The sequence below is a fragment of the Rhodococcus sp. 05-2256-B1 genome (assembly GCF_002258465.1).
Classification (GTDB): domain Bacteria; phylum Actinomycetota; class Actinomycetes; order Mycobacteriales; family Mycobacteriaceae; genus Rhodococcoides; species Rhodococcoides fascians.
The window spans coordinates 110,924-137,824 of sequence record NZ_NOZA01000013.1 but is presented as its reverse complement, the minus strand read 5'-3'; the positions used below and the strand labels follow the sequence as shown (position 1 = coordinate 137,824).

Here is a 26,901-nt window from a genome sequence, read left to right as displayed (position 1 = left end):
CAGACGAGCCAGCCACGGTGAGCGCGACGCTGACCAAGACTCTCTGAGGGGGATCGACAACGAGGCGTGTGGGCGGATCGAAAGTGACGGGCCAGTTCTCGTACATCTCGGGGCTCACTGCACGACCGCCAGACCGTGTGGCCGGTGCAGGACGGCCGCGTCGACGCTGCTCGGGATCCACCGCAGGCCCTGTTCGCCGAACGTGGGCGCGGTGAGGGTGTAGCGGCCGGTGCGCTCGGCGATACCGCGCCCGTGCACGGTGGTCTCGAGGGTGATCGACCGGATACGGCCCCTGCCCTGCTCGATTCCGCCGTACGCGACAGGCCGCGAGGAGACTGCCAGGTCGAGACCGGGCATGCGTCCGTTCGTGATCGCGAGAATTCCTGCGTGCGTACGGTTTCGGGCCAACAGGGCACGCGCCCGGGTTGGCGGAACATCGCGTCCGTGCACGGTCGTCACGACCAGATCGAGGCCCTCGATACAGAGGCTCGCAGCGTCGAGGGGGTCTGTTTGGCCTGGGTCGATCAGGTGGATTTTCGACAGGTCGCCGCCCTGCTCGTGGACGGCGAGGAGTCCGAACTTCGACTGCCCGATCAATGCGACGTGGTGGCCGGCCGCGCTGGCTGTAGCGACGAGACCGACGAGGATCGATCCGGCACCAGTAATCGAGATGGCCGTTCCGCGGGCCAGCGCACCGCGTGGGAGGAGTTCCGACAGTGGCGTGGGCACGGGGATGGTGCGCAGGGTCTGTGAACGCACAGGGCCGCTGAGGGTCTGTTCGTCGGCGGGCGGGGCCGTTGGCTGAGATGGGGCGAACAGGGATGCGTCGACGGGCTCGATGGGTGCGTGGACACGTCGTCCGGGGATCGCGGCCATGCTGCGTCGGAGCGCGGCGAGCTGTTCGGCCTTGCCCAAGCCGGTGAGGTCCCCGATTGCGTCGACGGTGGCCATGTGGATCGACCTTTCGCGCGCCGATAGGAACCACCACACCGTATCGAACGCATGTTCGATTGTCGAACGTGCAGGTGGGCGCGTTCAGCGGTGGAGGGTGCGAGTGTCGAGGTCGTCTGCCGTGAAGGTCCAGGCGAGATGCCGGTATAGGTGAAGCGTTCGTTTCACCTGGTCGAGGGCGCTTACGACGGCCGGGTCGCTGGGGTCGCGCCCCTCGTCACGGATGGCTGCGCACTCGTCGTCGTCCATGCTGTGTTGGACGCACAGCGCTGCTTTGTGGTTCCCAGGCAACAATCATTCATGTGAATGACTGGACGAGCTGCGTCGTTCTTTCCGGCATGACGGTGCATCGGTCTTCTCGAGCCTGCGCCGAGGAGTTCCAATCTACGTCTAGTTCGACGCGTCGGCCTCGGGGGCGGTTGCTCCGTCGTAGATCAGGTCGTCCGAGCCGTGGTAGCGGTAAGCACGCTGTCCACTGGGCAGAGTCACCCAGCCCGCCTGGCCGTGATCGGCGTCCGGATCGAAACTACGGTCGTTGGTCATTCAACACTCTCATTCTCCGCAGGCGGGCGCACCACAGTCACCTTGCTCTTGACGACAATCGGGGCATCCGCGGGCCCCTGCAAATGCTCATCGATCCACATGGGTAGATGACGCTTCTGCGATGGATACCAATGCCGACGCCAATGCCCCCGAACGACGTGGCGGTGCGAGAGCTTGCCAGATCCTTCCGACGATGAAGCACTGGATGCAGACCGCGGCTGCCGGTACGACAAATACGTCACCTCACGCATCCGCTTGACTACGCCGTCGTTGTCTCGCATGCGCGCCGACTGCTGGCGGGTGGACTCCACGAACTTGTTGCCTCGCAGCATGTTCACCATCGAGAAGAACGTTCGCGCAACGTAATCCAGGTCATTCATGGCGGTCACGGAATGCGCAGGTTCGTCGGGACCGACGTCCGTGAAACCCGCGCCTCCTGATCGGTTCGGTGCACTGGGCGCAGCATCGGATTCGGCTGGGCTGAGCTGGACCTCGGCGAAAGGAAACACCGGTAGGTAGTCGTTGACGACGCGGTACAACCGGTTTCCGTCAGTAGGAAGTGCCCCGTCGGCCCGCGCCAACCACCACCGCAAAGCAGGAACGGTAAGCATGGCTATCAGGAGAACATCGGTTCCACTTCCACTGTCGCGACCTGTCTCGTTCCACACCAGGACCCGCCCGTGGTCGGGCACTCCATCCGCTGGAGCGAGATAGAGAACTCCTCTGCTCGAGGGAAGATCGGCCACGGTCACAGCAACATCATGGTCTCGATCGGCACTCTGGCCGGCCTCGATCAACGCAGACATCTCCGGCGTCGCATAGTAGGCATACCGGTCCGCCGTCGACGCGCGCAGAAGGAAGTGGCTGTAGTAAAGCATCTGGAACCAACGGAAGGGCTGCAGGCCGACATCGTGCGATTCCGGTTCGTCATCGAGCCAGAAGGGCAAGTGCTTGTGGGGCTCCCGCGCAACAGCTTCGACCGGCAGCTTCGTCATCCGGGACAACCTATGGAGCATCTCGCCCACGTCGGCCGGGTCGGACCGAAACCGGATCACGTCGTAGCCGCCCTTAAGGAATTTTCCCAGGTAGGTCTCCACCGGCCAGGCTGCGGCCTCGATGGCCTCGAGCACAAGGGGCCACCGCGCCGCGGTGACCTTTGCTTCCAGCACCTCGGCGGCCTGACGGCGGATACGCATGTCGACCGAAAATTGTTGCCCTGGAACGAACTCACCGTCGAATCCATCACGGCGAACCCGAGTGCCCTTCGCATTCCGAGGCTTCTGCCCTCTTCTATCCGAACGCCGCGCCAATTTTCCCATCCCGCCCCCTCGTCTACCACTCCATGGCACAAATCCGCATCAACACTCTGACGATATGGACCATCGCAACATTAACTGGCAGTTGTCATTCGGAGTCTGGTGTTGCGGCGGTGACGAGTTCAGTCAAGACCCCGTGGCAATCCTTTGGGTGCAGGAAGTTGATTCGGGACCCCATTGAACCTTGTCTCGGCTCGTCGTAGAGTGCCCGGACGCCCTTACTCCGTATGGCTTCTGTTTCGCCACTCACGTCGTTCGTGCCGAATGCGATGTGGTGGACGCCTTCTCCGTTCTTGGCCAGCCACTTGCCTACTACTGAGTCGTCCCGGGTCGAGCCCAGCAGCTGGAGGTACGAGGCGTAACCGTCCGGGGTCTCGTTGATCTTCAACATCGCTTCACGGATACCCTCCTCCTCGTTCGATTCCAGGTGAGTAACCTCGAATCCATAGGTGGCACTGTAGAATTCGACGGTTTTGTCGAGGTCGAAACAAACAATCCCGATATGGTCAATTCGAGTCAGCATGCCTACAGTCCACCGCATAACTGCTCGCTATGCAACATGCTGACATGACCGAATCCGCTTGTCTGACTGATATTTACAAGATCAGTCAATCTGAACTCTGCCAACAGTCCCTACTTTGCTTGGTTGCCTAGGTCGTCAAATTCAGCCCAACCCTTGACTCGGGCCCAGTTCAAGCCGCTGCGCAGGTGATTTCGTGCCATGCAGGTGTCCCCGTCGATGTCGCAGACTTCGATCACCTAACGGTGGCCCAAAGCTTCGCTGCTTTGCAAAGCGCGGCAGAGGTAATGACTGGAGGAACGATCTGCTCCAGCTCTACGTCATAGGAGATTTTCGCTTGGCCTCAAGGGCTCTAACTACCTCGGCGGCCCCTTCTTGACGGCTGGCGGTAGTCGTCACAATGGGGACGTCGCGTTGACCAAGCTCGATCACGGCCTGGAGTTCGCGAAGTACTGCGTGGACTCCGTTCTGATCTGCCTTGTTTACGACGTAGAGGTCGGCGATTTCCAGAACACCAGCCTTGGCCATTTGGATGCCGTCACCTGCTCCAGGCGCTAGAACAACGATGGTGTCGTCCGCGATTGATGCGATTTCCACCTCTGACTGCCCGGTTCCGACCGTCTCGATCAAGATCCTGTCAAATTCGATCTCAGACAGGATCGCGATCATTGTCCTGGCCGTGGCCGAAAGTCCTCCGAGATGGCCACGACTGGACACTGACCGAATGAAAACTCCGGGATCATCTGAGTGCTCCTGCATACGGATGCGGTCACCGAGGAGCGCACCGCCGGTTATCGGCGATGACGGATCAAAGCAGAGCACTGCCACGCGCTGACCCCGCTTGCGGTACTCGGCGATAAGACATGAAATCAACGTCGACTTTCCGACACCAGGAGGACCTGTCAAGCCAATCACCGTACAGGCGGTTCGGGGGTGGTCCGGTGCAGCCGGAGAGATGACGTCAACCTCAGTGATGGCGTAGTTCTCCGCGCGAGTCATTAGTTGCGCCAGCGCCCTGATATTGCCTTGCCGTGCAGACTCCAAGGTCTGACAGTTCTGGTGCCTCGTCACTCCGTCTCCTTGAGCGGATGTAGGTTCGTTTGTGCCCAACGGGTGATCTCCTGAAGGGAATCCCGAGAGGTAAAGACCCGGAGCACTCCCATTTCAGCGAGCTTGCGTGCGTCTCCAGGTGGAATGACGCCGCCACAGAAGATGGGTATCTCCATCGCGTTATTCTCGGCCAACAGCTCGATTACGCGGGGTACCAGTTCCATGTGAGCGCCCGATAGCAGTGACAGACCGACAGCGTCGGCACCCTCTTCCAAAGTGGTGCGGACGATTTGCTCGGGTGTCTGACGCAATCCGGTGTAGATAACTTCCATGCCGGCATCACGAAGTGCGCGCGCCACAACTTTGGCACCGCGATCGTGGCCATCCAGCCCAGGTTTGGCAACCACCACTCGGACACGATGCACGCGGCCTTCGGCCTTTCCTGCGTCGAAGCTCGGGTTCGGAGCTGTCATGCCGTCACCAGCGGTGTGATCCGCGCCTCGCCGATCCGGGAACGCAGGTCGACGTCGGTGACACCGAGCCCACTCGAGGGTGCTAGGCAAAGTATGCCAACTTTGCCGAGGTGCTCGTTTAGTTGAATCCTGCGTGCGGCTTCTGGTGTCTCTTGAAACGGGTGCACTTCAGACAACATAGGTTGCACTTGGCCGCGCTGGATGAGGCGGTTCGTCTGCCACTGCTCGTACAAATTCGCCCCGTGGCTGCCTACTATTCTTTTCAGGCGCATCCACAAGTAGCGGTTGTCGAACGTGTGTTGGTAACCCGTGCTCGATCCACAGGTGACGATTGTGCCGCCGCGGCGGGCCACGAATACCGAGAGGCCGAAGGTCTCGCGGCCAACGTGCTCGAAGACGATGTTCGGATCCTCTCCGATCTCTCGCCTGATGATCTTGCCCAGCAGTTTTCCTGCCGCGACGGTGGCGTCCGGGTCAGCGGAAATCTCACCGATCTCGCGCCGATCGATGACCAGCTCACAGCCAAGCTTGCGGGCGACCTCGGCTTTTGCGTCCGAGCTGACTATGCCGATTGGTATGCCGCCGCCGTTGCGGACGAATTGCACGGCGTAGCCACCGAGGCCACCCGCCGCGCCCCAAATGAGGACTACATCGCCTTGACGCATGTTGGCACCGCGCTCGCTGACGAGCATCCGGTAGGCCGTTCCCGCGCACAATGGGTTGCTGGCAGCCTCTTCCCAGGTGAGGTGCGCTGCCTTGGGTAGTAATTGACTCGCGCGGACGACCGCATAGTCAGCGAGGCCTCCGAAGTTTGTCTCAAACCCCCATGCTCGCTGCTCGTGGCCGAGCATGCCGTCGTGATGGGTGAGCGGTTCCTGGTCATCGACATGAGCCGTCCCTACGGCGACATGGTCCCCGACCTTCCACTTGCGCACACCGGCCCCGACGCGCACGATCACCCCGGCTGCGTCCGACCCCAGTACGTGGTACGGCTGGTCGTGACGAGAGGCCCAGCCGCCCTGTTTTGCGTAGTGCCGCAGGAAGTTGAAAGTGGGGATCGGCTCGAAGGTAGCGGACCAGATTGTGTTGTAGTTCATCGCCGCTGCCATAACAGCGACCAACACCTCATCAGGAGCAAGTTCCGGCATGGGCACACTGCCGAGGTGAATCGACTTTCGAACGTCTTTGTCCTCGACGCCGGCGAAAATCTGGATGTCTTCTACATCTAGGTAGGCGGCGTTGTATTCAGGTGGGACGGGAAGGCTCTCAAGTACGTCCGGAGAGGCACCCGCGATTACAGCTTCAGAGAGTTCGTTCATTGTCATCCTTGTTCGTCGGTAGGGTGTCGGTACAGGTGATTTTGATACGTCCAGGCAGATCACTGGCGTGCAGAAAAGTCCGCAGATGTGCTCGGATTTCTCGTGCGCTCGGGACATTGCGAGTTGGTCCAGACACACTGAGCACCGCGGTGTCGGTACGGCCCCTCACCAGCTGCACTTCCGCCTCTCGTACCCAAGTGTGGGTTCGGGCGACGCGGGCGACTGCGGAGGCATCAATGAGGCTTCGGGTGCGGATCCACCGACCCTCCCGAGGTCCTAGGTGTCGCATCTCGCCGTCTGCCGCGACGTACCCACAGTCGTCGGTGCAAACCTCGCGGCCGTCGGCGAGATGAACCCAGATCGTGCCCGCTATACAACAGGGCAGTAACTGTTCCGACCGGCCACGCACGGTGAATCTCACACCGTCCGATGGCATCAAGCGCGGAGGGTGGGGAGCGTCGTCGTTACATAGTGTCCCCGCGCGGACGCCAGCACAGATGTACGGGGTCCCCGCGCCGGCTGCTCGGGGCCGGACTTTGCTCGTAGAGCTGACCAAGGATGTTTCTCGGTCTGAAGCGAGATCTGTGACAGCAGTGCGAAAATCGGCAAGAAATATTTCTGCTTCCGCTGCACCCATCAGATCCTGGCGATAGTCGAGCCGCACCCGGCACTGCGGCCAGTGCGCACGGATCTGCAGCGTTCTGGCCAAAGCAGCGTTTGTGTTTGGCGTGAAAAACTCCCACTCCGAACGTAGGCCGGGGATTTCCAGGTCAAGTTGGGCTGGCGGACGGGGAAATGACAGGCCGAGCTCAGTACTGAGCCGAGCGAGGGGTCTGCCGGGCACACCGGACACCAGGTCCACGAACGGGACGCGGCGATAGCGAGCCAAGTGTGTGAGCGCCCGGCGGGCCGAGGCAACGGATTTTTCCGTCGCCATCTGGCGGGAGGTTTCGATGGATACGGGGACCACGTTGGTTTGCAAGCCGGCGACATGTCCGGTGTGTTCGTCACTGACGTCCGAAGCCACAGACAACACCGGATCAATGTTGTCGTAAGCCGTCATTTGTCGAGTGAGCGCTGCGAAAAGCATCGTGAATGTGCTCACCTGCAGGTTTTGAGCGATCGCGCGAAGGGCGGCAACCGCTGAGGGCTCCAGTTCGATTGTCGGCGAGGCAGCAATGGACCGCTGCCCCAGACGGCCGCCCTCGGGAAGTGTCAAGGGCATCCGTTTGTCGATAGCAGTACGCCAAAATTCGATGGCCTCCGCGGTGACTGCCTCCGTGGCAACGGGCGTACTGGGCGCGGCCAGCGGCGTCGGATTCACTTGATGGCCGATTCTCAGTTTCCCCAGATAGTTCGAGAAATCGCGGGCGACAATAAACTTGCTGCGCCCGTCAAAGCCGGCGTGATGAGCCTCGAAGACCATCGAGCAGCGGTTGGGAGCATGGGTTAGAAGTTGGAAACGAATTGGTGCCTCGGTGGCTAGGTCCCAGCGCTTGTCCTGTTCGCGCTGCTTGCACCATTCTCGGACCGCCGCCGACTCGGAGCCGTCTTCGCATGGGATAGTGGCGCGCTCGAAAGAACATGCCTCAAGTGCCGGCAGGACGCACTGGCGCAACTGTCCCCGCACAAGCCGCAGCACCGACCGCAGCGGCTCGTGTCGTTCAAGCACGGCGCGCGCAGCGGCCTCGAGGTGATGCTCGTCAAGTACACCGCGAAAGGTCGCCACGAAATATCCGCCGCCACTAATCGAGGGATCAATCGTGGCTTCGGCCCAGAGTGCGTATTGGCCCGCATCGGCGGGCCTATCGTGCAGGATTGTGGTCATTCGTCACCGCCCTGACTGTGTCGGCGACGCCGCCGGCAGTCATCTGCGATGAGCTCAGCGACTCTCTCACGATTAACCTTCCCGCTGGGGGTCCTGGGCAGTTCGGGCAGTTCCGTCACCGAAACAGGGACCGAAACCTCGGGCAGTACCTTGCGTAGTCGCTTAAGAGCGTTGGCCTCGACTGGGCCGGTGCAGCCCTCACGAAGGACTACTGCGGCGCGCAGGCTGGCATGGCCGGACTTAGTCACCACCATGACCGTCGCCGCTGCAGCGAAGTCGGGAGCTGTTAGCAACTGCGCATCGATTTCTAGGAGATCAACGCGGATTCCCCGCACTTTGATCTGGCTGTCCATTCGGGATAGGAAGCGCAAGCCGCTGTCTGTCAGCTCCACCAGGTCACCGGTACGGAAGGCTCGGGTGTTACCGGCTGGTGAGGGAAGGATGCTGACGTAGCGCTCCACTGTCAGCTCGGGACGCCCCAGATATCCATCCGACAATGGATTTCCGGATACGAGAAGCTCTCCGATGTTCGGAGTTTCTGGAACTTCCGGCGCGATGAGTAGTTCGCATCCCGGCAGGGGTTCGCCGATTGGTGGCAGATTGGGCCAGGCATACGGATCGGGCCCCAGGATGTGCGAGGTCACCATGGCGGATTCGCTTTGTCCGTAGTGGTTGACCAGCCGGCAGCCGGGCATACATGCGAACATTGCGCGAATATCTTCCGAGCACACTACTTGCTCACCGGCGGTATTTACCTCGACCAAGCACAGTTGCGCCAGCATGTCCCGCTGGGCCGTCACTGCCAGCATCTGCAACGCAACGAATGGGACGAACAGCCGCTCGATTCGTTGATCGGAGAGCCATCGAAGCAATTGGGCTGGTTCACGGCGTAGCTTCTCCGGCATGATCGCAAGCGTGCCGCCGCCGCACAGCGTGCCCAATATCTCCTGGAACGAGACGTCGAAATTTAGCGGGGCGAACTGTGCGGTGCGTAGTTCGGGGTGGGGTGAGTGGGATGTTTGCCAATCGACCATTGTGTCGATGCAGAGATGGTTCAGCGCTACGCCCTTCGGCCAGCCGGTCGATCCGGATGTGTAGATGATGTAGACCGGAAGTGCGGCATCGCACGCGACGGCGCGCAGGTCGATCGGTTGGGTTACTCCGGGGGGCAGCCCGATGTCGACCAGCGGGGCGTGGTGGTTCACACGTGATCGCGTGGTGGCGATTAGGGCGCGAGGTGCGCAGTCATCCACCATGAACTGAATCCGTTCCACGGGGTACTCGGGGTCCAACGGGACGTACGTCGCTCCATGCAGCAGCACCCCGAGTAATGCAGCGACTGCACCCGCGCCTCGCGGAAGCGATACCGCAACCCGGTCTCCTACGTTCACGCCGGCCAGCGTCAAGTTGGACGACACCGTTTGCGCCCAAGCTGCCAGTTCTCCGTAGGTGTACGAACGATCGGCGTCGACTACAGCCGTACGCCCCGGATCGTGGGTGACACGGCGAACAAATCCAGTTAAGTGACAATCGGGTGTCGCCGGACCTCCCCACAGTGACTTGAATTTTGGGGCGGTCATGCATCTTCTCCCCGCGGCGCTACCCCTGCTAGTTCTTCATCAACGGCCTCCACGAATTCTTCGATGGTGGGGTTGTTAAAAATTAGATGCAATTCCGCTTGCAGCCCATACTCCCGCTGGATAAGGGCAAGGATTTTCGCGGCCGTGAGCGAATCACCGCCCAAATCGAAGAAATTGTCATCGAGCGTGAGATTTTCTTCGCCGAGAGCCCGTTCCCAGAAACTCGTAATAGTGGTAGCCATCCGTTGTTTGCTCATATTTCTCTGCTCCCCATCCGAGTGGTCAGTTGGCTGCACCCTTGAGTGTGTTTGGGTACGGGATTGACCCGGACTGCTGCTGCTCCGGTTAGATGCGGTCATTTCGATTCGAGCCCTTCTGCCACCGCCCGTTGCATTTGGCCGATGCTGGCCCGAGCCCGTGCTGCTGCGATCATCGAATTCATGACATTGCGGCCCGCGGCCACGTCATCGGTCACAGCACGTAGTTCTGCGCTACAAACCCCGCGCTCGAAGGGACGGCGGCGGCCCGGTACGACACCCGAACGCAGTTGCCTTTCAGTGAGCCACTCCTCTTCTTCGGAACTCTCGGCTTCGACGACGCCGACGACGGGGCCGCGGGTGGCGTAGGCCATGTCGTCAATGCGCGATTCCAGCCAGCCACTGCGCAGACAGTCCAACAAGCCACCATGGGCAGCGATGTCATCTAGCCACCCCGTAGCCTCTGCTTCGATTTCATCGGCGATGCGAGCTATTGCCTCGGACCCGCCGAGGGGGTCGACGTATCTGGCTAGATCGGTTTCCTTCAAGATGATCTGCTGAATCCTCAGCGCAATGCGTGCCGATAGCTGCCCAGGCGTTTGTTCGGCCTCGTCGAAGCCGCACACATGCAGAGACTGCACCCCGCCGAGGACGGCCGCTACGGCCTGAATGGTCGTACGCGCGATGTTGTTGAGCGGTTCGGAGGCGGCGAGAGCGGAGCCGAAAGTATTGACCTGAACACGCATGCGGCTCGACTTCGCGTCAGCAGCGCCGAAGAGGTCCACCATGCGGCGGGCATACATCCTGCGTAGGACACGGAACTTGGCCGCCTCGGCAAGAACCTCCATATGGGTCCCAAAGATGAAGCTGAGCCGGGGTGCGACCTCGTCGACGGTAAACCCCCGCTCCAGCATCCCTTGCAAGTACGTCTCCGCATCAGCGATGCCGAGCGCCACTTCCATTGCTCGGCTCGCACCGGCTTCACGGGCGTGTCCACCCGAGATCGATACCGGATTGACCTTGGGCAAGTTGCGTATGCAGTACTCGATAACGTCTAACGAGAAGCGGAAGCTGTCGTCCAAGTCGAACACGAACGCCTTGCGAGCCGCGTGCTCTTTCAGCATTTCGTTCTGCAAAGTGCCACGTAATAGCGCAGGGTTGACGCCTGATTCTTCGGCAACCACGATCCATAGGGCCAAGATCATCGGTGCGGTCGCATTGATGGTGAAAGAGACTGACACCTGATCCAGCGGTATTCCGTCGAACACTGCGGCCAAGTCGTCGACGGTGGACACCGAGACCCCGGCGCGACCGACCTCACCGGCAGCCGTTGGATCGTCCGGGTCGAGTCCGAGCTGGGTGGGCAGGTCGAAAGCCAACGAAAGACCTGTCTCGCCTTGGTCGAGGAGATAATGGAACCGCCTATTGGTGTCTACGCCGTCGCCAAGCCCAGCCAATTGCCTGATCGTCCATGGCCTAGACACATAGCCCTTGGGATGAATACCTGCCTCATAAGGAAACTCGCCTGGTTTACTCATAATCGTCGCCTTCCAGTTCTGCACGCAGCCGGTCGCCGTAGGCGTCCAACGCATCGGGACTCAACATGTCGTTGTGTTCGCACTCCACTGCGATCTCCGTGACTGGACGAGCGATAAAACGTGTCCAGTCTCTTGAATAACCTGGATCGCGTTCGTGATCGCTTCCCTGGAACACCACAGCGCCGCCCCCGAATAGGTCCGGTGTGTGGCCGTGCCAGAGGTCAGAATTGAATCGGAGATTGCGAACGACGTGGCTGATCATCCAAGCTGGCGGAATAGCTGCGCCGAGTGACGAATGAGTTTCCAGCCATTCCGTGGCCTGCTCGTAAGAGGTCAATTCTTTCAGATCGGGCAGGTCGACGTTCTTGGACACGAAATGCCGCAGGACGTCGGTCTCATTGAAATCCGCGTCTGGCGAGCGTGTCGTACCGGGTTCTACTAGAGCTGCGTCCAACAGTATTAGCCGACGTACGTGCGCCCCTCTCCGTTCCAGCACGGTAGCCATCTGGTGGGCGACGACACCACCGAAGGACCATCCCAGCAGGTCGTAGGGCCCATCGGGCTGGACTGACTGGACGAGGTCGGCATACTCGCCGGCCATTTCGCGGACCGTACGCGGACGTTCGCCGTCGACGGTTTGCTGAATAGCGAATATTGGGCGCTGCACGATGCTTCCCAAGGCGCGGTACGCCCAGCTGACGCCCCCACCAGGGTGTATGCAGAAAAGTGGACGCCCTGGCCCTCGGCACAACTTCACGACCTGAGGTATCTCGTCGGAACTGGACCAGTTGAAGAGTTGTTTGCTCAGGCCCGCTACGGTGGGGGCTTCCATGAGTGCACGGACGCTGATTTCACAGTCGAAGGTTTCCTGCACGGCGGCTACGACACGCATCGCAGAGAGCGAGTTGCCGCCCAGGTCGAAGAAGGAGTCGTCCACGCTGACTCGCGGCAGGTCGAGAACCTTCGTGAAAATGCCGGAGATAATTTCTTCAACCGGAGATGACGGCGCTCTGTGAACGCCGCTGGCGAATTGCGGCTCGGGCAACGCCCATTTGTCCAGCTTGCCGTTGACAGTTAACGGCAACTCGTCGATGACCATCACCACGGCCGGAACCATGTACGCAGGCAATCGCGCGGCAACTCGTTCGCGCAGCGCCCCACCATCGATTCCCGCAGACACCTCGGTAGGTACGACGTAGCCAATCAACTGCTTGCCGGTATCGGTATCACGGGCCACCACTGCCGCACGCTCCACTCCGGTCAAGGCAGCGAGTGTTGCTTCCACTTCACCGATTTCGATGCGGTAACCACGAATCTTCACCTGATCGTCAGAGCGACCCACATACTCCAGCTCGCCGTCGTGATTCCAACGAACCAGATCGCCGGTGCGATACATCCGCGAACCCAAAGGGCCGAGCGGACACGCGACGAATCGCGATGCCGTCAAGCCCGGCCGTCGCACATAACCGCGTGCCACACCCCGCCCCGCGACATACAACTCACCAACCACACCGATCGGAACCCGCCGCAAACCGGAATCCAACACAAACAACGCATCACCCGGCACCGGCGTACCGATAGGAGCTCCATGACCAGGCTTCATGGGCGCACTCATAGAGGCGTAAACGGTGCTTTCGGTAGGACCGTAGGAGTTGATCATTTCTCGGCCTGAAGCCCACCGATCGACAAGTTCGGGCGAGCACGCCTCACCCCCCACAAAAATGGTCCTCAATGCGCTCAGCCGCTGCGGTGACAGCCGGCCGAGGGCGGACGGGGTCTGGGTCAGAACCGAAACACTTTCGTTCACAAGTAGGTCATGAAAGTCGGTGGCAGAGTTGGCCGTGTCCTCAGAGGCTATGACTAAGCGGCCACCGTGCAGCAGAGCGCCCCACATCTCCCACACCGACACATCGAACGAGTACGAATGGAACATCGACCACACCTGTCCTGGCGACAATTCGGACGTCCGTGCGGGTCTGGTGAACAGTTGCGTCACGTTCTGGTGGGTGACCGAGACGCCTTTGGGTGTGCCTGTCGTTCCTGAGGTGTAGATGACATAGGCCGTCAGTTCTGGATGGGGGAATGGAAAGGTGACAGTGGGAGGTTCGACGGTGACCCTGCCCCCGAGGGTCACGACTGCCACTTTGCTCTCATCGACCCGGTGCAATTGCGCTACCGTTGTCACTATTGCTGCTGGTTTGGCGTCTTGTAGAACGAATGCCAGGCGCTCGTCAGGGGTGTTGATGTCGATCGGCAAGTAAGCAGAACCCAGCTTCAGCACCGAAAGTATGGCTATCACAGTGTGTTCCGAACGTGGCAGCAACAGTGCAACAACGTCCTCTACTCCCACCCCACGCCCAGCCAACAAATGAGCCAACTGCGTCGATGTGTCGTCCAACTCCTGATACGTCCACGACCGACCCTCGAACACCACCGCTATGACGTCCGGCCGCACCCTCACCTGCTCGGCGAACAACTCCGGAATCGACACGCCAGCAACGGACTCCGTCACAGCCGACCTGTTACCCAGTACGTCCAGCTGCGTCAGCTCATCCTCACCCAGGATGTCGAACGAAGCCAAAGGACGATCCGGGCCCGCCGCCATCGCAATCAATAGTGTCTGGAGCCATACCAGGATTTGCTTGGCCAACCGCTCGTCGAGGACCGCCATGCGGTATTCCAGCCGCACCCTCAGCTGTGGACCGGGCCAGATCTGTAAGGCGATTGGATAGTGAGTGAACTCGCGACTTGAGGCTATGCGTACGCTCAGTCCGTTTGTCTCGAGCTGCCCGCCGGACATCCTCAGTGGGTAGTTCTCGTAGACGAAGAGGGTGTCGAACAGTTGTTGATGTCCCGCGGCGCGCTGGATATCGGCCAGGGCCACGAACTGGTGGTCTAGCCCATCGTGGTAGTCGTCCCGCAGCATGCCGATCAGTTCAGCCGTGGTCGTCGTCGCGGTCAGGGATGCTCTTACCGGGACGGTGTTGATGAACATGCCCACCGCCGACTCGCTGCCGAACAGTTCTGCTGGCCGCCCCGATACGGTAGTGCCGAAGACGACGTCTCCGCTGCCAGTCAATGCGCCCAGCAGACGGCCCCAGGCGGCCTGTAGCACGATGTTCATGGTCGTGTTTTGCGAGCGAGCCAACTGCTCAACAGAACGCGTGACGTCGATAGGGAGGTCGACTCGCAACAGCGATCGCGCATCAGTGAAGCGATCTCCTGGATCTAACAAGGTCGGCGTTTGAAGTCCCGCCAGCAGCTTCTGCCAATGCCGCCGCGCCGCGCTCCAGTCCTGGGCGGATAGCCACTCGACGTAATTTCGGAAGGTGGGCGCGGGTGCCAGAGTCTCCCGTTCGTAGACGGCGAACATCTCTTTGAGCAGAATCTGGATTGACCAACCGTCCACCACGATGTGATGGACGGATAGCACCAGCGTGTGCTTATTCGTCCCAGTCTGATGAAGGAGAATCCGTAGCGGTGCCTCATCTACGAGGTTGCCGCAGGCGGCGAGCTCTGCATCCAGCAGCCTCTGATCGCACTCGTAGCCGTTAACTACCGTCCACGGTATGTCTGGGCGTGTCGGAATGATCTGCACCGGCTCGGGGAAACCCTCGGAGACGAACCGAGCCATTAGGTTGGGGTGGCGTCCGACGACTGTATGAGCGGCCTCGCGCAAGCGCGGCACGTCGAGTACGCCAGCAATCTCGATACCCAGTTGCACGGTGTACAGCTCTACGGGTTCATTACTGCCGGAACGGCGATGGAAAAGCAGCCCGGTTTGAAGCGGAGTCAGCGGGAGAAGGTCTGCTGGTTCCACGATTTGTGCGAGTTGATCGATCTGCCGCTGATTGACCACCGCCGGCAGGACGTCGGAGGGAGTCAGTCCTCCGCCGCCGTTCTGCACGTACGCCGCAATTCCAGCTAGAACGTCATACCAGCGCGCGTACAGCTCGGTGATATAGGAGCGATCCACCTGTGTGCTCGTCCAACTCCAGGACACGTGTAGTTCTGACTGCGAACCTTCGGCTAGCACGGCTGCATTGATGCCGACTGTGTGCGGCAACAGCATCGAGCGGGAACCAAAGCGTCGAGCATCAGGCGATTCAGTCGGTCCGAGGATCCGCCAATCTTCGAGGGGTGCGTCGAGCTGGCTCACGCTGCGCCGGCCGAGGTAGTTGAAGCCGATGGCGGGATCTACGCCAGACAGATTGTTGGTGCCTAGATACTTGAGAAGACCGTAGGTGATTCCGTCGGGGTGGGCACGCAGCTGTTCCTTGGCGTCCTTTATCCAGATACCCATGTCCGAGCCCCCGGTCAGAACAGTGTCACGGTCCATGGGTACGACGTTCAAAGCGACCGGGTGCTTTGCGGTGAACCATCCGACGGTGTTGGTCAAATCGATCCCACTGCCGATTTCATCGCGACGTCCGTGGCTCTCCACGTCGATGCGGAAAGGGACGTCGAAGTGCTGGTGCTGTTCAGCGAGGGCAGAACCGAGTGCGATGAGCAGCAGATCCTGAACGTTGATGTGCAGAGCCGCAGTCACGTCGGTTACCAGCACTTCGGTTAGCTCCGTGTCGATGCTGACCGACAGATGCTCCACATCGCGCCAGATACCAGGAGTCGGGTGCGGGCTGGGCAGCAGGGTGGCAACGGCTTCAATGCGCTGCCAATGCGGAAGCTGGTCAGTGACTTTCCGCTCGGCAGCGTACTGCGCCAACATCGTTGACCACTCACGGAACGAGGTGCCGCTGGCATCCAGGGTAATTTCTCGCCGCTCGGTGAGGCAGCGCCAACCCGTTGCGAGATCCCTTTGGATGATTCCCCAGGAGACCGCGTCGACCGCGAGGTGGTGGACGATGAGCAACAGCTGGCGGGTGCGCTCAGCCCACAGCCCATGCACCATGGCTCCTCGACGCGGGTCAAGACGGCTCAAGGCATTGGCAAACGTGGTATCGGAGAAGTCCACGACGGGGGTTACACAGTCGGCTGCGCTGATCGAGCCTGTTGGTAGGACGATGCAGTTGTCCGCGTCCTCAGTCGGGGCGTTGTCCACCTGCAACCGGAGCATGGCGTGCCGATCGACCAATGCCTGTAGTAACAACACCACGTCGCTGTACTTCGCCTGCTGCGGCCCCTGGAACAACATGGTTTGGTTGAACTCGTCTGTCGGTGCCGTGAGAGATGCCAGCCACCGCATGATCGGCGTTGCCGTGACGGGCCCAGCCTCAGCCGGCCGAAGGAGAGACTGCTCCGGGACCGAGAGCTGGAGAGCGTGGGCAAGTCGTGCCACGGTTCGCTCCACCAGGATGTCGCGGGGCTTGCAGTACAAACCGACTTGCCGGGCCCGGGACACCACCTGAATGGACGAGATGCTGTCGCCGCCTAGATCGAAGAACGAATCGTCGACTCCAACTTTCTCCACATTCAGTACGCGCGCGTAGATGTCAACCAGGCTCTCCTCGAGTGGAGTAGTCGGTGCTCGGTATTGGTTCGATTGTCCTAGTTGAGGTACCGGAAGCCTCTTTTTGTCAAGCTTGCCGTTACTCGTCATGGGCAATGCATCGAGGACCACGACCGCCGCAAGCGACATATATTCGGGCAGCCACGCGTCGGTCAAGCGGCGCAATTGGTTGCCATCCAACTCGCCCGCCCAGTCTGTGTGGGGAACGACGTAGCCGATCAGCCGTTTGTACCCTGGGTGGTCCTCATGGACGACGACCGCAGCCTGTCCTACTCCGGGGGCCGTCCGGAGCACCGATTCGATCTCACCGATTTCGATGCGGTAACCACGAATCTTCACCTGATCGTCAGAGCGACCCACATACTCCAGCTCGCCGTCGTGATTCCAACGAACCAGATCGCCGGTGCGATACATCCGCGAACCCAAAGGGCCGAGCGGACACGCGACGAATCGCGATGCCGTCAAGCCCGGCCGTCGCACATAACCGCGTGCCACACCCCGCCCCGCGACATACAACTCACCAACCACACCGATCGGAACCCGCCGCAAACCGGAATCCAACACAAACAACGCAGTGCCGGAGCCAGCGGCACCGATCGGCACTGCCCCTGTAGGGACTAGCGGTTCGGTCATCGAAACGTAGACGGTGCACTCGGTCGGGCCATAAGCATTGATCACGGCTCGCTCAGGCGTCACCCATCGCTCGATTAGCTGGGCTGGGCACGTCTCTCCCCCGAGTAGAAGTAGCGCGATCGACGGTAGCCCCTCGGGAGACAGCCGTGCCAACGCCGAGGGTGTCTGGGTCAGCACCGTTACTTCTTCGTTTACGAGCAGGTTATGGAAATCGGAAGGAGAGTAGGCAACCTCTTCGGGAACCACGACCAGCCGTCCCCCGTGCAGAAGCGCGCCGCACATCTCCCAGACCGCGAAGTCGAATGCGTATGAATGGAACAGCGTCCATACGTGGTGGTGGGGTTCCAGAGTGCCGGTGGTCGGGTCCTCGACATTGGCGAGGCGCGCGATGTGGGTAGCGATGAGGTCATTGACGCCGCGGTGGGTGACCGAGACGCCTTTGGGTGTGCCTGTCGTTCCTGAGGTGTAGATGATGTACGCGAGGAGGTCAGCATTCGGCACCGGCAACGTCGTCGTCGGCTGTTCAGCGACCTTGGGATCCTCGACATCTATCAGTGGGACCCCGGACTTACTGACGCGACCAGCGAGGCTCACCGTGGTCAAAATCGCGGCCGGCGCAGCGTCTTGTAGAACGAATGCCAGGCGCTCGTCAGGGGTGTTGATGTCGATCGGCAAGTAAGCAGAACCCAGCTTCAGCACCGAAAGTATGGCTATCACAGTGTGTTCCGAACGTGGCAGCAACAGTGCAACAACGTCCTCTACTCCCACCCCACGCCCAGCCAACAAATGAGCCAACTGCGTCGATGTGTCGTCCAACTCCTGATACGTCCACGACCGACCCTCGAACACCACCGCTATGACGTCCGGCCGCACCCTCACCTGCTCGGCGAACAACTCCGGAATCGACACGCCAGCAACGGACTCCGTCACAGCCGACCTGTTACCCAGTACGTCCAGCTGCGTCAGCTCATCCTCACCCAGGATGTCGAACGAAGCCAAAGGACGATCCGGGCCCGCCGCCATCGCAATCAATAGCTGCTGCCACCGAGCCGCCATGCGCTTTACGGTCTCGGCGTTGAAGATGTCGGTGCGGTACTCGACGATTCCGCTGATCCCATCGGGCTGACCGTCCGCAGTGAACCGCTCGCGCAGGCTGAATGCCAGGTCCATTCGAGCGGCTCCGATGTCGACTGACGCCGTCTCCACGTCGAGACCCGGCACCGAGATGTCGGGGACCGGGTCGTTCTGCCAGGCGAACAGGATTTGGATCAACGGATGGTGAGCCTGCGTACGGACCGGATTGAGGCGCTCGACAAGCGCATCGAACGGCACATCTTGGTTCGCGAACGCGTCCAGGCTCCGCTCCCGTACCTCCTCCAACAAATCACCGAAGTTCATCTCGGCTGAAACCCGCGTACGCAACACCAGCGTGTTGACGAAAAACCCGACCATGCCGTCAAACTCGGTTCGCCCCCGCCCCGCCGTCGGCACCCCGAACGCCACATCCGCGCTCCCGCTCAAACGCGCCAACAGCACCGAAAGCGCCGCCGACATCACCATGAACGTCGTCGCATTGCGTTCCCGCGCGATCCGCTGCGCCAATTCATGGAAATCCGCGGGCAGGTCGACGACGACTCGACCCCCATTCGTGTCGGTCTCCGCCGGGTACGACCGGTCCGTGGGAAGCTCCAACCTGCTGGGTAGATCTTTCAGGGCGTGTTCCCAGAATTTCAACTGCCCGGCGAGCACGCTTTGCGAATCCGCTTCGTCACCCAGCAGAGCGTGTTGCCAAAGCGTGTAGTCGGCGTACTGGACGGGAAGTGGCGACCAGGAAGGCGACTCGCCCGCAGCGCGGACTCCGTAGGCGCTCCATAGGTCACGCAGGAGCGGAGGAAGTGACCCCCCGTCGACTGCAATGTGGTGCATGACCACGACCAGACGATGGTCAGTGGCAGACACGACAAACAGCGCCGCGCGGAAAGGAAGGTCTTCGGCTAGGTCGAAAGCATGCTGACCCCGAACACGCGCTGCGTCGGATATTTGAAGTTCCGTCCAGGTGGTGGCGTCAATGATGTCCCAGTCGAAGTCAGTCTCAGCTGCAAGGACACGCTGCTCCGGCACACCAGCCACCGCTGGAAACACTGTCCGCAGACTCTCGTGCCGCTCCACAACATCAGCGATCGCCGCGCGCAGCGCACAGACATCCAAAGAACCGGTAATCTGAATCAGTAGCGGTATGTTGTACGTCGCCGACTGCCCTTCCATCTGGTGGATGAACCACAGCCGACGCTGAGCGAACGACAACGGCAATCGCTTGGGACGAGCTACTGGGACCCATGCCACGCCGCCACCCGGCGATCCACCCACCAACCGTGCGAACCCCGATACCGTTGAGGCTTCCCAGAGCGCCTTCACGCCGATCGATGAATCAAACGACTCCTGCACGGCCGCGATCACTCGCATCGCCGATAGCGAATTTCCGCCGAGGTCGAAGAACGAGTCGTCCACCCCTACCCGCGGTAGGTCCAGCACACGCGCAAAGATTTCAGCCAAAATTCCCTCAACCAAGGTCGACGGATTTCGGTAGGATCCGCCTGCGAACTCTGGATTCGGCAATGCCTGCTTGTCTAACTTGCCGTTGACCGTAAGCGGTAGGTCATCGACGATCATCACCACTGTGGGGACCATGTACTCCGGTAGGTGCGCGGCCACATCACCACGCACCACAGCACCATTTACTTTTGGACCGGTCTCCGCAGGTACGACGTAGCCGATCAGCTGCTTGCCCGAACTCGAAGACCTCACCACGACCGCGGCGCGCTCCACCCCCGCGACACGGGAAAGAGCAGCCTCGACCTCACCCGGTTCAACACGAAAACCACGGATCTTCACCTGGTCGTCCGAGCGGCCCACATACTCCAGCTCGCCCTCGCGGTTCCACCGCACTACGTCACCCGTCCGGTACATCCGCGAGCCCGGCGGGCCGAGCGGAGAAGCAACAAACCGCGACGCCGTCAGCCCCATGCGTTTCAAGTAGCCCAGGCCGACACCATGACCTGCCACATACAACTCTCCGACTACTCCTACCGGCACGCGGCGGAGACCGGTATTCAATACGAAGAAGGCAAGGTCAGCAAGCGGACCGCCCACGGGACTGACATGGCTGTCGAGGTCAGAAGAAACGATCCTCCGGAACGATGCGTGGACGGTGGTCTCTGTGGTGCCGTACATGTTGATCAGGTGCGGCCAGGAATCCAGCTGATCTAGCCAAGGTCGCAACTTCGACGGTTCGAGAGCTTCGCCTGCGAAGACAATCGCTTCTAGACCGCTCAGCCGAGACTCGCCCGGCCGGCGCATGTCGACTGCCTGCAGAGCATAAAATGCTGACGGTGTCTGACTCAGAACGGATACGTTCTGGTCTCGCAGTAGTTGATGAAAGTCGTTGGCGGACTGGGCAATTTCTCCAGGTACGACAACCAGTCGGCCACCGTGTAGCAGCGCGCCCCACATCTCCCATACCGACACATCGAACGCGTAGGAGTGGAAGAGTGACCACACCTGGTTTGAGGACGGCACGAACCCCGGAGCCGTCGAGCTGAACAATCGCGTGACGCTCGCCTGGGTAACGGCAACCCCTTTGGGGACACCGGTGGTACCGGAGGTGTAGATGATGTACGCGACTTGGCCGGCCTCTGGCGCAGGCAGAGCCGTAACCGGCTGCACGGCAATCGCGTCGTCGTCGACATCCACAACTTCGATACCAAAACAGTCTACCCGGCAAGTCAGTTCGGCAGTGGTCACGAGGGCAGCTGGAGCGGCATCGCCCAAGATGAACGCCACCCGCTCATCGGGGTGCTTGATGTCAATGGGTACATAGGTTGCGCCCAGTTTCAACACTGCCAGGATCGCGATTACTGTCTTGTTGGAACGCGGGAGCATGAGAGCAACAACTTCTCCTCCGCGTACCCCACGAACGGCTAGTAGATGTGCCAGTTGCGTGGAGGCCTCGTCAACTTCCCTGTAAGTCCATACCTGATCCTCGAAAACCATGGCGTGCGCTTCCGGCGCTCGATTCGCCTGTGCTGCAAACAGTTCGGCTATGGATATACTGGCGGCAGTCTGAGAGTGCGCAGAACGATTGCCCAGGCGGTCAAGATGAGTGTGTTCGTTTCTGTCTAGTACGTCGATCGAGATGACTGGCTGGTCGATCACGGCGATCATCTCGGCGATGATTCGCCCAAGCCTGACGATCATGGTCTCGACCGATGCAGCGTCGTAGACATCAGAGCGGTACTCGACCACTCCGTCGATTCCCTGCGGCTCGCCGAACTCGGAGTACCGCTCCCGGAGACTGAAGGTCAAGTCCATCCGGGCCTGTCGAGAAATGGTGGGTACCGCCTCTGCCAGCACCCCCGGCAAGTCCAACTCCGTGGAGATCTGGTTCTGCCATCCGAGCATGACCTGGACCAGTGGGTGATGCGATTGTGACCGAGCAGGTTTGACGAGATCCACCAGCGCGTCGAACGGGACATCCTGGTGGGCCAATGCGTCCAAAACCGCGTCCCGTACTTTTTGCAAGAGGCGACGGAACGTCGAACTGGCAGACACATCAACGCGGAGCACTACTGTGTTGGCGAAGAAACCGACCATCTCCGCAAGATCAGCGTCACGTCGGCCCGTAGTTGGAACACCGAAAGCGACATCGGAGGTGCCGCTTAGTTCGGACAACAGCACCGCCAGCGCCGTCGAAATCACCATGAAGCCGGTAGAACGATGCTCCCGGGCCAACTGTCGCACCTGCTCTTGCATCGACACGGGCCATTCGATGGGGATTCGATTGCCTCGATAGTCGGCCACGACCGGATAAGGGCGGTCGGTTGGGAGCTCAAGCCGCCCCTCGTATCCGGCTAGCGTGTTCTTCCAGTAAAGGAGGTGCCGGCTCAGCGCACTGTCGGGGTCGGACTCGTCGCCGAGCGACTCACGCTGACGGAGCGTGTAATCCCGATATCGCAATGGCAACGGCACCCAGGCAGGCACCTCTACGCCCACATGGGCCCTGTACGCCAGCCCGACGTCGCGTACGAGGGGCGTGAGGGACTGGCCGTCTGACGCGATGTGATGCATCAGGAGCACCAATACATGCTGATCGGCCGATAGTCTGAAGAGCTGCGCTCGGAACGGAATCTCAAAGCTGAGGTCGAATTTGTATCCCACTGCCTGTGCGACTGCATCGTTCAACGCGTCTGTCGACCACCCTGACGCTTCGACTACGTCCCAGCCGAAGTCTGCGTCGGCCGAGCCAAGAACACGCTGCTCCGGCACACCCTCATGGGAGGGGAAAACAGTCCGCAAACTTTCGTGTCGACTCACGACATCGCCGATTGCCCTGCCCAGCGAATGAACACTGAGCTCACCAGTCAGGCGTAAGACCAGAGGAATATTGTAAGTTGACGACAATCCCTCCAACTGGTGGATAAACCACAGCCTACGCTGCGCAAAAGACAACGGGATCAATGCTCAACCCTTTCAGCGCCCAGCAAAACACTTCCTTGCGAACCACTCGGGTGACCACCCTCAGCGTTAGATTCAGACCCGAAATATTTCATCAGCAAGCTACAACAAGTCGACGAGCTCGGCCGACATAAATTCGCGCATCCCGATGGCCCCCGAAACCAAACCGAAGTACCGAGATGTAAGTTCGGGCGAATTGGCAATGGCATGCAGCATGCGCAACCGGGACTTCGTCGGTTGAAGCTTCGCCAGGGCGAGAGTACTCATGTACGGCTCCTCTAGAACAGCTCCTGTCGACAGTGCAAAGTGCACCATCGCCTCATCTACTGCGACCGAGTTCCCGACATCCACCCCGGAAATAGAATCGGTGAGCAGGTCGGCTTGAATCAGCGCATTGGTGATGCCGCGGGCGCTGATCGAGTCAAGGTGGTGAGCCGCATCCCCCGTCAATGCCCAGCCCGGACCGTGCGATTTACGGAAATAGTTGCGTTGGTCCCCCGTACCCCACCACCGATCCACTCGGTCGAGTGCCATAATTTGTTCGTATAAATCCGGCGCTGTCGATTCGATCGCGGACAAGTACGCCCTCTGCGGGTCCCGCCGAACGACCGAGAATTCGCTCTGCGGCAGGTAAGCTGCCACAATTGTCAGGTCGTCATGTGTTGGAATACGGGCTATCCAGCGGCCGACTCGCTCATGGAATCCGAATCCTGTTCGCAAGCCTTGCCAGAAGGTGTAGTACACGCAGCTTGCTATGGGTGCCGATCGGAGGATCGGTGCCTGAACAAGTTCCGCGACCTTTGATCGCATACCGTCGGCCCCAATAACCAATCGAGCAGACACCGATGTGGTCGAATTTCCACTCCGGAGGCGAACTCCGGCGACGCGTTCGTCGTGCCAAATCAATTCTAGGACCGACGTCCGATCCGAGAACTCCGCGCCCGCTGACACGGCAGCTCGAATGAGTAGATCGTCGAGTATGTACCGCCGTGGTGCGTAAGCGGCATTAACACCGTCCTTCGCCGGGGTAGCAGCGATCAGACTCAGTCCATCCACATCGTGACTAATAGTGCCCAAAGGCGGACAACCGGAGGCCACAACATCATCGAGCATCCCCCACTGTGCGAGTCTCACGACCCCAGGGTGCTGGATATACAACGTGGACATGGTGTCCGCCGGAAAGGAGGCCCTATCGACCAGCAGAACACTTCGCCCCTGTCTGGCTAACAGCAGTGCCACCGAAGCGCCGGCACATCGCGCCCCAACAACAACAACGTCGTAATCCATTACCAACCTTCTGGCTTTCTCTGGCGATGACACCGACTTGGTCACGTTCGCCGGTCGGCTCTTTTGCCGGATTTTGGTCCGGAAGCAATCCCCCGGAATCCCAACTTCATTCCGAAGGTAGAACGATTGACCTGCTCGACGAGTCGGAATGGCGGCGGACAAGGTGCGTGAGAGCAGTAGCACAATTTATAAACTCCGCTTGCATCCGTAAACCGATGAACAGACCAGGCCGAAATGGCTGAGCCGGTGCGAAATTGAAGGTTTACAAATGGCGGGCACGGAATGCTCTTTTGGCGCAAAAGGCTCCCGGGCCGTGGGTTCCGTCGGTGCGTCCGACATGTCCCCATCAGAAGTTGTTGTAGTCACCATGGCTGTACTCCCGCATGAACGAAGCTAGTTCTTTGCCTCGCCCGGCGTGGTTCGCGCTGAAGTGGTCCGCCACCCGTCGCCTGGTCTCGAGGTTCTGCTCCTGGCTGAGCTTGAACATGCCATCCGCCGATTCCACCTCAAAACTGAATGCACCCACAGCCGGACCGATCCTTCGGTAGTGGTCCAGCGAACTGTCCATCTCCCACCCGCTGCCGAATTTCTGCTCGTACGTACTGACTGTCAATTGAACGACCTTGAGCGTCTCCTCGAAATCGGCAACAGGTTGCAGCTTTCCTCGGAGATGTACCGAGACGTAGTTCCAGGTCGGTGCTACAGAATCGCGTTGGTAGACACTTGGGGTGACATACCCATGAGGCCCGGTGAAAATAAGTTGGGCATCCGCACCGTCGACGAGCGAGTCCCAGTGGGGATTGGCCCGGTTCATGTGCCCAAACAGTGTCGATCCTTCTAAGTCCTCGCTCTCTGAAGGGGCGCAGGGAGCACAGATGACTGGCAAATGGGTGGCGTACGGGGCCTTGGGGCCGTTTGAGATCAGAGCCGCAAAAGGGTACTGCGCAACCACGCGGCGCAGCCATGTCCGATCACTTGCCTTGTAGATCCGGGGGACGTACATGGTCATCTCCTGAGAATGGATTGGGCGATTTCACCGGATCTGACTGCAGTGTTGGACAGGAGACCAGCAGAAAGTCCATGGCTGTGTTCGGTACTGGCACCGTGCACATAGATACCGGCGCGCACCGCATCCGACGTCGTCACTCGGTAGTCGCGTCCCACGCTGAGCCGTCCCTGCTCGTCGTGCTTACATTCGCGCATCAGGCCCTGGAGTAGCGGTGCCGGGTCACTTGGCCGGTAGCCGGTGGCGTAGACGATCACGTCTGCTTCGATGGTATGGGTCAGACCGGTGGCCGAGGATGTGACCTCGACCCGTACGCCGTCTGTGTCCTCGTCGACGGATGTGACGCGCGAGGTGTTGATCATCCGTAACCGCTGTTTGCCCAGGACCTTCTCCTGGTAGCTCTTGAGATACAGCGACTGTGAAATATCGAGATCGACCACTGAGTAATTGGTGTTGGCGTGGTATTCGAGGAGCCTCTGCTTCTCGTCGGTCGGAGCGGAGAAGAACCGGTCAACTCCCTCCGGATCGAAAATTCCATTCGCATACGGGCTGTCATCGGCGACGCTGTAGCCGTAGCGGGACAGGACGGTGTGCACATTGGCGCGAGGGAAAGTCCGATGAAGGTAGTCAGCAACTTCGGCGGCACTTTGGCCAGAGCCCACGACGACAAAATTTTGAGGGACGTATGTAACTGCGGCTGCTCTGCCCAGCAGTTGGGAGCTGTGCCAGATCCGCTCAGATCTGTTGACACCATCGGGAAGTCGAGGCGTCAAACCCATTCCGATCACGATGTTCCGCGCCCGCTGAACAACGTCATCTGGGCCGACTACATCGACGTACTCCACCACGCCATTCTCGACTACTGGTCGGATGTCTTTGATCTCGGACCCGTACGAGACGTTTGACTGAAATTGGCTAGCTGCCCACTCCAGGTAGTCATGAAACTCCACCCGCAGTGGGTAGAGAGTTTTGCTGTTGATGAACTCAGCAATTCTCTCTTTCTCTCGGAGGTAGGACACAAACGTATACCGACTCATCGGATTGCGCATGGTGGCAAGGTCTTTGAGAAAAGAGACCTGCATGGTCGCATCCTCCATGAGCATCCCACGGTGCCAGCCGAAACGAGGCTGGAGCTCGTAGAACTTCATGCTGAACTTTGCCGGCACCGGTCCGGGCTGGATGGACTCTTGAAGAGCTATCGCGAGAGCGAGGTTGGAGGGTCCAAAACCGACCCCAACAACGTCCGCGACGGACGAGCCTGACTGTGCTCCCATCGAGCTACGACCTAATTTCGTTGTGGTAGGCATCGGCTGGGATGCCCTCAACCGAATTGGTCGTTCCCGGCCGCATAGTTGGTCCGACATTAGTTGTCTGGCTGCGGTTTTCGGCCTGAGCAATGGCGAGTGACTTGGGGCGCAAATCGGTCCAGTGGGTGTCGACGTACTCCAGACAAGCAGTCCGCTTGGCCTCGCCGAACACTCTTGACCAACCGGCCGGGACGTCGATAAAGACCGGCCAGAGAGAGTGCTGCCCCTCCTCGTTGGTGAGAACGAAATAGCTGCCGTCTTCATCGTCGAACGGATTGCTCATGGTCCTCGCTTACTCGGAGAGTTGCAGTACGC

General features: G+C 60.2%; 16 protein-coding genes. All 16 read right to left on the bottom strand.

The annotated features are described in order from the left end of the window. Nucleotides 1-114 precede the first annotated feature (114 nt). A complete protein-coding gene (locus CH285_RS05575; protein ID WP_015586180.1) occupies nt 115-951 on the bottom strand; it encodes a hypothetical protein in 837 nt (278 codons plus the stop codon). A gap of 390 nt (nt 952-1,341) precedes the next feature. After that, a complete protein-coding gene (locus tag CH285_RS27810) occupies nt 1,342-1,494 on the bottom strand; it encodes a hypothetical protein (RefSeq protein ID WP_155289037.1) in 153 nt (50 codons plus the stop codon). Then, complete coding sequence (locus CH285_RS05565; RefSeq protein WP_032384406.1) at nt 1,491-2,690, bottom strand: hypothetical protein; 1,200 nt, start codon at nt 2,688-2,690, stop codon at nt 1,491-1,493. Before CH285_RS05565 ends, CH285_RS27810 begins: the two co-directional genes overlap by 4 nt. Nucleotides 2,691-2,898: 208 nt before the next feature. Further along, nucleotides 2,899-3,333: a methylmalonyl-CoA epimerase gene (gene mce / locus CH285_RS05560; RefSeq protein WP_015586177.1), complete on the bottom strand. Its 435-nt coding sequence runs from the start codon at nt 3,331-3,333 to the stop codon at nt 2,899-2,901. 312 nt (nt 3,334-3,645) lie between these two features. Beyond that, nucleotides 3,646-4,401, bottom strand: coding sequence for a methylmalonyl Co-A mutase-associated GTPase MeaB (gene meaB / locus CH285_RS05555; protein WP_015586176.1), 756 nt, complete (start codon nt 4,399-4,401; stop codon nt 3,646-3,648). Beyond that, nucleotides 4,398-4,853 carry a cobalamin B12-binding domain-containing protein gene (locus CH285_RS05550; RefSeq protein WP_015586175.1) on the bottom strand — a complete coding sequence of 152 codons (456 nt, stop codon included), beginning with the start codon at nt 4,851-4,853 and terminating at the stop codon, nt 4,398-4,400. Before CH285_RS05550 ends, meaB begins: the two co-directional genes overlap by 4 nt. Next, entirely contained in the window at nt 4,850-6,172 is a 1,323-nt protein-coding gene (gene ccrA, locus CH285_RS05545) for a crotonyl-CoA carboxylase/reductase (protein ID WP_015586174.1), read from the bottom strand. The genes CH285_RS05550 and ccrA overlap by 4 nt, the downstream gene beginning before the upstream one ends. After that, nucleotides 6,156-8,000 (bottom strand): condensation domain-containing protein, encoded by a 1,845-nt coding sequence (locus CH285_RS05540; protein WP_015586173.1) that lies wholly within the window; start codon nt 7,998-8,000, stop codon nt 6,156-6,158. Before CH285_RS05540 ends, ccrA begins: the two co-directional genes overlap by 17 nt. Continuing rightward, nucleotides 7,997-9,580 carry an AMP-binding protein gene (locus CH285_RS05535; RefSeq protein WP_015586172.1) on the bottom strand — a complete coding sequence of 528 codons (1,584 nt, stop codon included), beginning with the start codon at nt 9,578-9,580 and terminating at the stop codon, nt 7,997-7,999. The genes CH285_RS05540 and CH285_RS05535 overlap by 4 nt, the downstream gene beginning before the upstream one ends. Then, nucleotides 9,577-9,837: a phosphopantetheine-binding protein gene (locus tag CH285_RS05530; protein ID WP_032382025.1), complete on the bottom strand. Its 261-nt coding sequence runs from the start codon at nt 9,835-9,837 to the stop codon at nt 9,577-9,579. Before CH285_RS05530 ends, CH285_RS05535 begins: the two co-directional genes overlap by 4 nt. Before the next feature lie 98 nt (nt 9,838-9,935). Further along, on the bottom strand, nt 9,936-11,399 hold the full coding sequence (locus tag CH285_RS05525) for a methylmalonyl-CoA mutase family protein (protein ID WP_032364855.1): 1,464 nt from the start codon (nt 11,397-11,399) through the stop codon (nt 9,936-9,938). Beyond that, a complete protein-coding gene (locus tag CH285_RS05520) occupies nt 11,368-22,980 on the bottom strand; it encodes a non-ribosomal peptide synthetase (protein ID WP_254923896.1) in 11,613 nt (3,870 codons plus the stop codon). Before CH285_RS05520 ends, CH285_RS05525 begins: the two co-directional genes overlap by 32 nt. A gap of 108 nt (nt 22,981-23,088) precedes the next feature. Next, complete coding sequence (locus CH285_RS05515; protein ID WP_015586168.1) at nt 23,089-24,273, bottom strand: NAD(P)/FAD-dependent oxidoreductase; 1,185 nt, start codon at nt 24,271-24,273, stop codon at nt 23,089-23,091. Nucleotides 24,274-24,619: 346 nt separating this feature from the next. Then, a complete protein-coding gene (locus CH285_RS05510) occupies nt 24,620-25,282 on the bottom strand; it encodes an FMN-binding negative transcriptional regulator (protein ID WP_202902192.1) in 663 nt (220 codons plus the stop codon). Continuing rightward, on the bottom strand, nt 25,279-26,553 hold the full coding sequence (locus tag CH285_RS05505) for a lysine N(6)-hydroxylase/L-ornithine N(5)-oxygenase family protein (protein WP_015586166.1): 1,275 nt from the start codon (nt 26,551-26,553) through the stop codon (nt 25,279-25,281). The genes CH285_RS05510 and CH285_RS05505 overlap by 4 nt, the downstream gene beginning before the upstream one ends. Before the next feature lie 4 nt (nt 26,554-26,557). Continuing rightward, the gene (locus tag CH285_RS05500; protein WP_015586165.1) at nt 26,558-26,869 is read right to left on the bottom strand and encodes an MbtH family protein; all 312 of its coding nucleotides are present in this window, start codon (nt 26,867-26,869) and stop codon (nt 26,558-26,560) included. Between the last annotated feature and the right edge of the window lie 32 nt (nt 26,870-26,901).

Excerpts from the sequence above, each read along its gene's own strand:
- CH285_RS05510 (WP_202902192.1), bottom strand. The coding sequence starts at position 25,282 with ATGACCATGTACGTCCCCCGGATCTACAAGGCAAGTGATCGGACATGG.
- ccrA (WP_015586174.1), bottom strand. The coding sequence starts at position 6,172 with ATGAACGAACTCTCTGAAGCTGTAATCGCGGGTGCCTCTCCGGACGTA.
- CH285_RS05535 (WP_015586172.1), bottom strand. The coding sequence starts at position 9,580 with ATGACCGCCCCAAAATTCAAGTCACTGTGGGGAGGTCCGGCGACACCC.
- CH285_RS05500 (WP_015586165.1), bottom strand. The coding sequence starts at position 26,869 with ATGAGCAATCCGTTCGACGATGAAGACGGCAGCTATTTCGTTCTCACC.
- CH285_RS05550 (WP_015586175.1), bottom strand. The coding sequence starts at position 4,853 with ATGACAGCTCCGAACCCGAGCTTCGACGCAGGAAAGGCCGAAGGCCGC.
- CH285_RS05565 (WP_032384406.1), bottom strand. The coding sequence starts at position 2,690 with ATGCGTATCCGCCGTCAGGCCGCCGAGGTGCTGGAAGCAAAGGTCACC.
- mce (WP_015586177.1), bottom strand. The coding sequence starts at position 3,333 with ATGCTGACTCGAATTGACCATATCGGGATTGTTTGTTTCGACCTCGAC.
- CH285_RS05575 (WP_015586180.1), bottom strand. The coding sequence starts at position 951 with ATGGCCACCGTCGACGCAATCGGGGACCTCACCGGCTTGGGCAAGGCC.
- CH285_RS05505 (WP_015586166.1), bottom strand. The coding sequence starts at position 26,553 with ATGGGAGCACAGTCAGGCTCGTCCGTCGCGGACGTTGTTGGGGTCGGT.
- CH285_RS05515 (WP_015586168.1), bottom strand. The coding sequence starts at position 24,273 with ATGGATTACGACGTTGTTGTTGTTGGGGCGCGATGTGCCGGCGCTTCG.
- CH285_RS27810 (WP_155289037.1), bottom strand. The coding sequence starts at position 1,494 with ATGACCAACGACCGTAGTTTCGATCCGGACGCCGATCACGGCCAGGCG.
- CH285_RS05530 (WP_032382025.1), bottom strand. The coding sequence starts at position 9,837 with ATGAGCAAACAACGGATGGCTACCACTATTACGAGTTTCTGGGAACGG.
- CH285_RS05540 (WP_015586173.1), bottom strand. The coding sequence starts at position 8,000 with ATGACCACAATCCTGCACGATAGGCCCGCCGATGCGGGCCAATACGCA.